The organism is Anaerostipes rhamnosivorans (assembly GCF_005280655.1).
Taxonomy (GTDB): domain Bacteria; phylum Bacillota; class Clostridia; order Lachnospirales; family Lachnospiraceae; genus Anaerostipes; species Anaerostipes rhamnosivorans.
Genome location: NZ_CP040058.1, coordinates 1,457,785 through 1,468,669, shown reverse-complemented (window position 1 = coordinate 1,468,669; position 10,885 = coordinate 1,457,785). Strand labels below are relative to the sequence as shown.

The 10,885-nt window shown below is 44.2% G+C and carries 8 protein-coding genes and 1 tRNA gene; 2 read left to right on the top strand and 7 right to left on the bottom strand.

Features of this window, described 5'->3' with window-relative positions:
* Positions 1-57: 57 nt before the first annotated feature.
* Entirely contained in the window at positions 58-987 is a 930-nt protein-coding gene (cysK, locus tag AR1Y2_RS07200; protein ID WP_137328371.1) for a cysteine synthase A, read from the bottom strand.
* A 233-nt stretch (positions 988-1,220) separates the two neighbouring features.
* Here cysK and AR1Y2_RS07195 point away from each other — a divergent pair, with 233 nt between their 5' ends.
* On the top strand, positions 1,221-2,555 hold the full coding sequence (locus AR1Y2_RS07195; protein WP_137328370.1) for an MATE family efflux transporter: 1,335 nt from the start codon (positions 1,221-1,223) through the stop codon (positions 2,553-2,555).
* A gap of 53 nt (positions 2,556-2,608) precedes the next feature.
* On the opposite strand, the gene AR1Y2_RS07190 is transcribed toward AR1Y2_RS07195, so the two are convergent.
* Positions 2,609-3,046: an RrF2 family transcriptional regulator gene (locus tag AR1Y2_RS07190; protein ID WP_137328369.1), complete on the bottom strand. Its 438-nt coding sequence runs from the start codon at positions 3,044-3,046 to the stop codon at positions 2,609-2,611.
* Between the two features lie 192 nt (positions 3,047-3,238).
* Between AR1Y2_RS07190 and AR1Y2_RS07185 the strand changes: the two genes are divergently transcribed.
* A tRNA-Leu gene (locus tag AR1Y2_RS07185) sits at positions 3,239-3,322 on the top strand.
* 101 nt (positions 3,323-3,423) lie between these two features.
* Here the strand turns inward: AR1Y2_RS07185 and ilvB are convergent.
* The 5 genes from ilvB to AR1Y2_RS07160 form a co-directional block, all read right to left on the bottom strand.
* A complete protein-coding gene (gene ilvB / locus AR1Y2_RS07180) occupies positions 3,424-5,139 on the bottom strand; it encodes a biosynthetic-type acetolactate synthase large subunit (protein ID WP_137328368.1) in 1,716 nt (571 codons plus the stop codon).
* Positions 5,140-5,249: 110 nt separating this feature from the next.
* The gene (locus tag AR1Y2_RS07175; protein ID WP_137328367.1) at positions 5,250-5,846 is read right to left on the bottom strand and encodes a TetR/AcrR family transcriptional regulator; all 597 of its coding nucleotides are present in this window, start codon (positions 5,844-5,846) and stop codon (positions 5,250-5,252) included.
* 98 nt (positions 5,847-5,944) lie between these two features.
* The gene (locus AR1Y2_RS07170; protein ID WP_137328366.1) at positions 5,945-7,576 is read right to left on the bottom strand and encodes a PTS system mannose/fructose/sorbose family transporter subunit IID; all 1,632 of its coding nucleotides are present in this window, start codon (positions 7,574-7,576) and stop codon (positions 5,945-5,947) included.
* Positions 7,577-7,602: 26 nt separating this feature from the next.
* A complete protein-coding gene (locus tag AR1Y2_RS07165; protein ID WP_175403607.1) occupies positions 7,603-8,478 on the bottom strand; it encodes a glycyl-radical enzyme activating protein in 876 nt (291 codons plus the stop codon).
* 2 nt (positions 8,479-8,480) lie between these two features.
* The gene (locus tag AR1Y2_RS07160) at positions 8,481-10,880 is read right to left on the bottom strand and encodes a pyruvate formate lyase family protein (protein WP_137328364.1); all 2,400 of its coding nucleotides are present in this window, start codon (positions 10,878-10,880) and stop codon (positions 8,481-8,483) included.
* Positions 10,881-10,885: the final 5 nt, after the last annotated feature.

Genomic DNA, 10,885 nt, shown 5'->3' with positions numbered 1-10,885 from the left:
CCGTCCCCGGGTCTTTCCTATATTTTATTTTTAACTGTTGCTTCTGTCATCTTGAGTTCAGGAAAACATTGGTGTAGAGAGATATCTGTCACCGGTATCCGGAAGCAGTGCTACGATCTTCTTTCCTTTGTTCTCTGGACGTTTTGCCAGCTGAATGGCAGCCCAGAGAGCCGCTCCTGAGGAGATTCCAACAAGAATTCCTTCTTTTCTTGCAATGGCTCTTCCCAATTCAAATGCATCCGCATCCTCCACGGCAATGATCTCATCGTAGATCTTTGTATTCAGCACGTCCGGCACAAATCCTGCTCCAATACCCTGGATTTTATGAGGTCCGCTCTGACCCTTTGAGAGCACTGGGGATCCTGTAGGCTCTACTGCCACGATCTGAATGTCAGGATTTTTTTCCTTCAGATATTCTCCGGTTCCGGTGATGGTTCCGCCGGTTCCAATGCCGGAGACAAAGAAATCAATTTCTCCGTCCGTATCGTTCCAGATTTCAGGCCCTGTTGTTTTTTTATGGCGTTTCGGATTTGAAGCATTCACAAACTGTCCTGGGATGAAGCTGTTCTCAAGTTCTTCTGCCAGTTCCTCAGCCTTGGCGATGGCTCCATTCATGCCTTTGGTGCCGTCTGTAAGTACAACTTCCGCTCCATATGCCTTTAACAGATTCCTGCGCTCTACGCTCATGGTTTCCGGCATTGTAAGAATAATGCGGTATCCTCTGGAAGCCGCGATAGACGCCAGTCCGATCCCAGTATTTCCGGAGGTTGGCTCAATGATCACAGATCCTTCTTTTAACTTTCCAGCCGCCTCTGCATCCTCGATCATCTGTGCCGCTACACGGTCTTTGACGCTTCCTGCCGGATTAAAGTATTCCAGCTTAGCAATGATCTGTGCGTCTGCTCCATATTCCTTTTCCAGACGGTTTAAGCGCACCAGCGGTGTGTTTCCTATTAACTCTGTCACATTCTGATAGATTCCTGCCATAATGGTTCTCCTTTTCTATATTCCTATATTTCCTACGTGTTTAGTATGTTTTAATTATATGTACCACTTCTTTGTTTGTCAAGATTTTTTTAAGATAATTTGAAAATAGTCTAAGACCTTTAACTTGAAAAAGGTTCCTTCCTTTGGTATATTCTATATTGTTACCGGGTGAGCACCTACCGTATGCGAGGCTATTTTCTTGCATGCGGTTTTTGTCTTTTAGGAGTTTTTACATGAAAAGAGAAATACATAAAGCAGAAAGTCCAGTCTTTACATTGATAAAGTTCTGCATCCCCCTTATTTTAAGCGGTATCCTACAGCAGCTTTATAATTGGGTGGATGCATTTATCGTTGGGAATGTAGCAGGAGAAAACGCACTGGCAGCAATCGGATCAACAAGTACCATCATCAATCTATTTCTTACCGCGATTACGGGTTTTACTCTTGGACTTTCTATTTTATTTGCACAGAAATTCGGAGGCGGGAGAAATGATCATATATCCAAAATCCTCTCAGTATTTTCTGTAGTCCTGGGCGGAACTTTCTTATTCATATCAGTCATAGGCATTGCCGGGGCATATCCATTGCTCCGCATCATGAACACCACACAGGAAACCATTCATATGGCAAAGGCCTATCTTCAGATCATACTGATTGGAATACCGCTTCTTGCCATATATAACGTATATGCTTCAGCGCTCCGCGGAATTGGAAACAGCCGCGCACCTTTTGGATCTGTGCTCTGTTCCTCTGTCGTAAATGTCATATTAGATATTATGTTTGTTGGGGGACTGCATTGGGGTGTTACCGGGGCGGCCGCTGCAACAGTGATCTCTCAGGCTGTAATGACAGTATTTATCATATTGTACAGCGTAAAGAAATATCCATTCCTGTGTTTCACTATAAAGAAATGGTCACTGGACTCTATGGTCTTGAGAGAAGGACTTCACCTGGGGATACCTCCTATGATTCAATCTTGCATCAGCTCATTCGGCGGCCTTATCCTGCAAAACTTCATGAATGGATTCGGTACTCAGACAGTTGCGGCTATCACAACAGCATATCGTGTCGATACGATCATACTGCTCCCAATCATAAACCTTGGTTCTGGAATATCTACAATGGTTGCACAAAATTTTGGAGCGGGAAAAAGAAAACAGATTACTAAGATTGTATATGCTGGAACTGCTATGATGATTTGTGTATCTTTGTTGCTAACGTGGCTTGTATTAGAAACCGGCGGATATTTAATTTCCATGTTTGGAGTAAGTCCTGCTTCAGCGGAGATTGGAAAGGACTTTTTTCAGAGAATTGCCGCATTTTATGTGATTTATGGCCTCGCGATGTCAATCCGTGGTTATATAGAAGGAATTGGAGATGTCTTATACTCAAGTATATCGGGAATGATTGCGTTGATTTCCCGTATTATATTTTCTTATGCTTTTGTTGGAGTATGCCAAAATATGATCATTGCATATGCGGAAGCCGGCTCCTGGGGTGTTTTGTTTTTACTGTATGTATCACGTATCCTGTGGAAGAAAAAGGTTTCCTTCCAAAATAAAAATTAATATAGAACAAAAGTCTCGGCTTCCCAGGATACCGGGAAGCCTGCCAAGCCTTTCTATATGACAAAATCATTGCCGCCCTTAGCAGCGGCGCGATCTAAGATATCCTGAATTGTAACACTGTTTAAATAATCCCGGACAACCCTTTCAAGCCCCTCCCAGATAAAAATGGTGGGACAGTCATAATAGCGGTCACACTGGTTGGTCTCATCATCCAGACATGCCACCGGGGCGATGCTCCCCTCTGTGATCTCCAGTACATCTGCGATCGTATATTCTGAAGGCTTTTTGGAAAGCTGGTATCCTCCCCTTGGTCCTCTCAGGCTTTTTAAATATCCGCACACACTGAGCTGGCGCACGATCTGTTCTAAATACTTGATAGAGATTCCCTGACGTTTAGAGACATCTTTTAATGAAATCCATTCTCCAGTATTATGCTGTGCCAAATCATATAACAGACGAACCGCATATCTTCCTTTTGTTGAGATCTTCATGGGTTCCCCCTTATTCCTACTTTTTCTCTATGTTATATTCTTATTGTAAAGAATCCTGTGTCATCTGTCAAAGTGTTTTTCTCTATTTTAGATAAGGCCCCTGTCTGGAAAGATATGTTCACAAAACTGAACGTTTATTATTGACAATCTTAATTAGAGATGATATTATAGTCAAGGTCGTTATGACAGTAAGCCGGCGTGTCGGAATTGGCAGACGAGACAGACTCAAAATCTGTTGTCCTTACGGGCGTATGGGTTCGAGTCCCATTGCCGGCATATATCAAAAGACAGGTTTTAATACAAAAACAGCTCTCCATTTTGGAGGGCTGTTTTTGTATCTATTCTCATTTATTATATGTATTACAGTCCACAGTTTCTCACTCAATCATACTGTTCAATGGATTCCCAGGAGGAACAATAGGCAGGACATTATCCTCCCGTCCCAGAATAAATTCAATGACTGTGGGAACCTTTTTTGTTTTCTTAGCCTCTAATAATGCATCTCCTATGTCTTCTGTTCTCTGTACTCGAATCCCTTTTGACCCATAACTCTCTGCCAGACGCACGAAATCCGGAAAAAACTCAGGACAATCTGCTGATGGGCCGCTGCACTCCAAAGGACAGCTCTGACGGTAGCGGGTACAGGTGGAAGCATAATGTTTGTCATAAAACATCTCCTGCCATTGACGGACATTTCCCAAATATCCGTTATTTAAAATACAGACAACCACCGGAAGCTCATAGGCTGCTGCCGTGGCAATCTCCTGAAGATTCATCTGGAATCCCCCGTCCCCGCAGATGGAGATCACATCCTTGTCCGGGTTGCCCAGCTTTGCTCCTATGGCGGCGGGAAAACCATATCCCATCGTACCTAAACCTCCGGATGTGATCAGCTGCTTTTTATCATTCAATTCAAGAAACTGTGTTGTCCACATCTGGTTCTGCCCCACGTCTGTCGTAATGACCGCTCGTTCGAATATCGTATTGATTTCACCTATCACATCCCAGGCGTTGATCTTATCAGGGTACTTTGTTCTCAACACCAGCGGATGCTGCTGTTTCCAAAGTGTGATCTTGTTTTTCCAGTCTTCAATGTCCAGGATTTTGGCATGTTCAGACAGTGCAGAGATGACGCCTTTTGCATCTGCTGTGATTGGCACATCGACGCCGATATTTCGTGAAATCATCTTTGGTTCTATATCTGCATGGATCACCACTGCCTGCCTGGCAAACTCATCTGCATTTCCAATGATGCGGTCATTAAATCTGGTGCCGATGGCAAACAATACATCACATTGGCTGACCGCTGTGTTGGCGGCAAAGCTCCCGTGTATGCCCAGATTTCCAATGTAAAGAGGATGGCTAGTGGGAACGGCTCCTTTGCCCATAATTGTCGTTACCACTGGAATCCCTGTTTTCTCTGCTAAGTGCGTCATTTCCTTGCCGGCATGGGCGATGTTGACACCTCCTCCTGCCAAAAATAAAGGTCTTCGGCATGTTCCCAGAATATCTTCTACCTGCCGGATCTGTTCCGGGGGAATATCCGCCTCCGGCCGCAGTTTCCCATTGGCAGAATACAGATCAGGACCAAGCTCCTGCTGGATATCTTTCGGCAGGTCAACCACCGCTACTCCGGGTTTCCCTGTTTTGGCAGCCTCAAATGCTTTTTTTATGGCAGACCCCAGTTCTTTACGGTCGCGGACCGTGACCGCATATTTACAGACCGTCTTCACAATAGAGACAGTGTCAACCTCCTGGAAAGAATCCTTTCCAATCAAACCCGTGGGAACCTGCCCTGTAAAACAGACAAGGGGAACACTGTCTATGTTGGCCGTGGCAATGCCTGTCACAAGATTGGTCGCGCCCGGACCGCTGGTCACCAGACAGACTCCTGTTTTGCCTGTGGTGCGGGCATAGCCGTCTGCGGCGTGAATCAGCCCCTGTTCATGCCGGGGAGTGATCACCCGAATGCCCCTCTCACCATAGAGCGCATGAAATAAATCTATAGCCTGGCCTCCAGGATAAGCAAATAAGGTATCTATTTTCTCCTCCTTCAATGCTTTAACGACCAATTCTGCTCCTGTTATGTTCATCGTACCTACCTCCATCCTTTATGTGTTATATGCAAGCATTCGCTTGCATATAGGGTAATATGATGCGGTACTGCCATAAAGACAGTACCGCTCTATTTATTCGGAAGCTTTTATAGACTGCTCATTTTGTTGTCGTCCTGAATTCCATGCAGGAACACAGAAACGGTTTGTTTTATAAAGGCTTCTCTGCTGATCCCCATAAGCTCATGGTCGAAGGAAGCATTCAGAAAAGTGAATCCAAATGTACTGGAGAAAAGCGTCAAAGCCATTGCCTCAAAATCCAGTTTGGGAATCTTCCCTTTTTGCTCCATCTGCTCAAAGTAATCTGTAAGCGACGACATGAATGCCTGAGGAATCTTCATAATAAACGGGGCCGTGTCCTCATAGATCTGAGGGGCTCTGAGACCAATGGACAGTTTCACAAAGTCCGGAGTTATCCTTTTCATGTATTCCGTCATGAACATCTCCAGGTCATGGGCTAAGTCCCACCGAATGTCACAGAAAACCTCCGGCGTCAAATTTCCTCTCCATTTTTCCTGGTCAATACCGCTCATTACAATGCTTTTCTTATTATGAAACTTCCTAAACAGAGTACATTCGTTGACCCCGGCTTCATTTGCGATATCCTTTGTGGTAGTCGCCACATAGCCTTTATCTCTTACTAAGGACATGGCAGCATCTATGATTTTCTGGCTGGTCTCATCCATTTATCCTTCATTCCTTTCTGTAATGCAAGTGCTTACTCTCATTGTATCTTCTCCTATCATGGATGTCAAGCACTGTACTTTCCGACTGTCTGATTGGATTAAATGATAATTCCAAGGCATCCTAAGACCAGAGATATAACTGTCACGAAAATTGCTGCCATAAAATAATTTCTATGCTTCCGCAGATATCCCCATACCAGCATTACGTCTAAGAGGGGCAGAATTCCTGGTAAGATGCTGTTTAAAATATCCTGTAACTTTGTGACCTGTCCGCCCACAGCCCACTGAATCGGTGTAGACACAGTCACATATGTGGATGCTAATCCGCCCATCATAAACAGTCCTAGAACACTTGCCGCCATTATGACGATATTGATGATTCCCGATTTTAACATATTTTCTGCAAACGTGTAGCCAAATTTATAGCAACGGCTGGTCAGAATATATCCGATTGTAAATGCAATGACAGTTAGGCAGACAACGGGTCCAATCCCCCCTAAGACATTGCCTTGTTTTGCCAAAGGCAGGAATAACCCAATCAAAAGATACATCAGAGTTGACCATGTAATCGTATCGCCGATGCCAGCTAACGGCCCCATTAATCCAGTTTTTACATTGATGATGACTTCGTTGGGAATTGACTCATAATTTTTCGATTTTGCCTCTTCCATTGCCAATGATAATCCTAAGTTCGGTCCCCCGCCGAAATGTCCTTCTGTGTTAAAAAAAGTCATATGACGCTGCAGGGCCTCAATGTAATGAGGATCATTTTTCTTGCCCGGATAAAATCTCTTTAACGCTGGGATCATGGCATTGCAGAAACTAGGCGCCATCATGCGCACAAAGCTATGTCCGGTTTCACACCATATCCACCAGCGTGTCCACGCCCTGAAAATATCCCCTTTAGATAACGTACAGTCCCCGGAAGTTCCTACCGCCACAGACTCATCTTCGTCCTCTTCATCCTCATCTTCCTCAGATGCATCTGCACTGTTTCGTGTAAATGTTATGTACATATAAGTAACAAATGCTCCTGCAAGTAAGAGAGGGATCGTTCCTAAGCCTGTGTACTGCACCAGAAAAAAACCTGCAAAGAAGAAGATCACATATTTAGGCTTCGCGATCAAATTGGTTATGATGGCAAATCCCACAGCCGGCAGACAGGCACCCATCGCAGCTAAACCATTGGTCAGCCATGCGGGGATATGATTCATGACGCCTGCTAAGACATTACTTCCATAATAAATTGCAACGGTTACCGGAACCGCGATCAATAGGATTCTAACGAGAAACGGAACATAAATCCCCCAGATCCCAATTCCTCTTTCATCTCCTCTGTTTGCCGCCTCATCCGCTTTTTCAACGAAAAACCCATTGATCAGATATACAAGGTTTGTCACCTGAGAACCTAACAGCCCAACGGGGACAGCCAGAGCGACCGCGGCGTTTGTGTCAAGCCCCGATGCAATGGCAATGGGAATCGCAACATAAGCCGCAAGGCATGGATCTGTGGGCTGGTTTCCCCCAGCAGCAACAATGCCCAGATAAATCAGCTGGATGGATGCCCCAATGATCATGGCTGATTTCATATCTCCCATCACAAGTCCCACAAAAACAGCATTAAAGATTACAGTATTAATATTAAAACCGCCAATCGTATAGCAAATACAACTTTTCCAAACTCCGCATATTACTCCCAAGATAATAGCCTGGGTCAATGTTATGGTCATATATTTTTCCTCCTATAATTTTCATCCTAATTGATACGGGTAATTTTTCCCCCGTATTCTTGAATTAATTTACTCCAATTATTTTTCAGATCATTCCCGGGCTCCTGGTATTCCTCCTGCTGACAGCCAATCCTCTTTGCTTTTGAAAGTCCCATTTTGTGATAAGACATGATCTCAATTCCTGCTAACCCGGGATATTTTCTGCTGATATCTGCAATGCCTTTTAAATGTTCTTTTGTATCATTTACTCCGGGAATCAAAGGACACCGCAAAATAATGCTTGCCCCATGCTCATAGAGATAGGCCAGATTACCCAGTATCGGCTGATTGGAAACACCAGTAAGTTTTTTATGCATTTCTTCGCCGGTTGCCTTATAGTCCCATAAGAAGGTGTCAATATAGGGCATAATGTTCATATAGTGTTCCAAAGATGAATATCCGCTTGTCTCCAAAGCAGCCGTGATCTCATGTTCTTTAGCCGCCTCAGCTAATTCTGTGGCAAACAACGCCTGCATCATAGGTTCTCCGCCAGTAATTGTTATTCCTCCACTGGAAGATTTAAAATAACGCCGGTCTTTTATAACCTGATGGATGATTTCTTCCACACTCATATATTCTCCTACGAGCCGCAGAGCATGGGCAGGACAGCTCCGGGAAAGTCCACGCTTCCTGGCAGTACTAAGAACATCGGCTTTCTTCATATCTTCAAAGATCCATCCGCAGGTGCCGCACTGTATGCAGGCGCTCCCGTAGTACTGCAGTCCCACATGAGAGGACAATCCTTCCGGATTATGACACCACAGACAGTGCATTGGACATCCCTTTAAAAATACAGCACTCCGAATTCCCGGGCCGTCATGAATGGAAAAATGCTGAATTCCAAAGACTAATCCCTTTCTCATGATCATTCCCCGTAGATCGTGCGGCTTAATATTTCCTTCTGAAGGGTCCGGTCCAAGTCAACAAAAAATTCGCAGTAGCCGCCGACTCTGACGATCAGATCCCTATGTTTATCAGGATGAATCATTGCATCCTTGAGATCCTCTGCATTTGTCGTATATACCTGGATCTGCGGGCCGCCCTCCTCTATATATGTTTTTAACAACTGTTTCATGGCGGTTCTTCCTGATTCGTCCGCAAAGAAAGAAGAGTTCATTTTAAAACTCAGCGCAAAGGCGCCTGTAATTTTATCTGCGTCTAAGGCCAGAACAGAATTCAGCAGTCTTGTGGGCCCATTGACATCTTTGCCCTGGCTTGGTCCCATACTGTCGCTGAACGGCTCACCTTTTTTTCTGCCATCCGGTGTCGCTTTGGCAATCTCCCCATGATAAATATGAAAAAAGTATCCAAATAAGGTGGAGACAAAAACATCCCCCAGTCCGCGTTCATTCAAAGCATCCACATGCTGTGTAAAATAGTCCAGCACTTCATTGGCGATCCCATCCACATTGCTCTGATCATTTCCGTAATGTTCACCGCAGTCTGCCAATAATCTCCGTTCATATTCATAGCCCTCAAAATCTGCATTTAACACTTCGTCCAAATGCTTCAACGTCATGCTTTTATCTTCAAACACTACTTTTTTGACGGCATACAAGGAATCCGCGGCAGTTCCGATCCCATAGGCATACACTGACCATTCCATGGGCAGTTCACTGCCTCCCTGCAGCATGTCTTTTCCATTCTCGATACATCCGTCAATCAGAAGGGAAGAATAGGGGTCGTAGCAGCGATCCTTCATCAATCTCTTTTTTTCCGCTGCTTCTTCATAGTCCGCTCCGATGGCAATATTAAGTTCGTTTTTATAAGCACTAAAATAGTCATCAAACGTGAGGATTTCATAGATACCATCTCTATACTTCCTCATAACCTCTTCAATCAATACCGGAAACGCGATTGCTTCACAAACTCCATAACTGGGCTGTTTCCCCGGGACCTCCAGTTCCACACAGCCCATATTATAATAATCGTTGGCATCTTCACGTGGAAAACCAAGTTTCATTAAACTTTGGATCCAGACTTCATCATTCAACAGCATCGGCTGTCCTGAACCAGACCCCGTTGTCAAAATCGCTTCCTCATAGAGCCACTCTGGATTCTTTTTGTTAATGCGCAGCCCGATATTCGGATACGGCACGCGCACATCGGCTGCCACCTGTAAACAAATGCGTGTCAGGTCATTGGATGCATCATTTCCATCCCTGTCAATACCACCCAATGTGACACTTTCTACAGTCCGCATTCTCGGCTCATTTACCTTCAACCAGACACAAGATAACAATTCTTTCGCAAATTCTTCTGTAATTTCCGAAGACTCCAGGTCCTTTTGATAAAATGGATACAAATATTGATCCATCCGCCCCAGAGACAATGCAGATCCACCCTGGATATTTGCGATGATATGCAGCATCCACATCAATTGAACGGCCTCATAAAAATTGGATGCCGGTGATTCTGCGACAGTATGAAGCACCTTTGAAATCTTGTTCAATTCTTCCGACCGTTTTACAGATACTAATCTTTCCTCACCTGTCTTTACAGCGGTTTCTGCATAGCGATGGATAAAAGCGATTACCGCATCTGCTGCGATCACTGCGGCCTGATAATATTCCTTCTTCTTTTGATCCTTCGTTTCGTTTCCAAGTATCTGAACTCTGTCACGAGTAGATTTTAATCCTTCCCTGATGATCCGGTCATAGTTTAAACTTATATGGTTTCCGATAAAATAAGGGAGTTCATCAAAGAGTTTTTTTGACTCCGGGTCATAGTTAATCTTAAAAGCTCTTTCTAATTCCCGCCCAATTTCATACGGCTCAATATCCTTATCTTTATATCTTACTTTCATATCGGAGATCAGATCCTGCAGATCCTCATAGGGAATGGAAGAATCCTGATAAACACGAGCCATCAAAGACCAACGGCTTTTTTTGCTTCCAAAATTTTCTTCAAAACTTTTTACGTGCTCTTCATCAAATATAATCTCATCTGTGACTACGTTTTTTTTCTTTCCGTCCAGATATGTATCCAGGGTCGTTACTGCCTTCTCCCTCTGTTCTTCCTTTGACATCAGGTCCTTCTTTAATGGACACTGTCCAAGCATGGTACCTGTGATCAGTTCATAGGGAAGCACGACCTGTTCTGTCCTTTCCAATACATGCTGGAATGCTTTCGCACGCCGGATCTGTACCGGTTCCCCCATTGTTTCTTTTAAAGACTCTCCTACAAATTCATACAAGTTCTTTTCCCTTACGCCTTGATTGAGCTCCTGAATAAAATCCTTTAGACCGGCAATTCGCTGATTCATATAAC

Coding starts and splice junctions, on each gene's coding strand:
- cysK (WP_137328371.1), bottom strand. CDS start 987: ATGGCAGGAATCTATCAGAATGTGACAGAGTTAATAGGAAACACACCG.
- AR1Y2_RS07195 (WP_137328370.1), top strand. CDS start 1,221: ATGAAAAGAGAAATACATAAAGCAGAAAGTCCAGTCTTTACATTGATA.
- AR1Y2_RS07190 (WP_137328369.1), bottom strand. CDS start 3,046: ATGAAGATCTCAACAAAAGGAAGATATGCGGTTCGTCTGTTATATGAT.
- ilvB (WP_137328368.1), bottom strand. CDS start 5,139: ATGAACATAACAGGAGCAGAATTGGTCGTTAAAGCATTGAAGGAGGAG.
- AR1Y2_RS07175 (WP_137328367.1), bottom strand. CDS start 5,846: ATGGATGAGACCAGCCAGAAAATCATAGATGCTGCCATGTCCTTAGTA.
- AR1Y2_RS07170 (WP_137328366.1), bottom strand. CDS start 7,576: ATGACCATAACATTGACCCAGGCTATTATCTTGGGAGTAATATGCGGA.
- AR1Y2_RS07165 (WP_175403607.1), bottom strand. CDS start 8,478: ATGAGAAAGGGATTAGTCTTTGGAATTCAGCATTTTTCCATTCATGAC.
- AR1Y2_RS07160 (WP_137328364.1), bottom strand. CDS start 10,880: ATGAATCAGCGAATTGCCGGTCTAAAGGATTTTATTCAGGAGCTCAAT.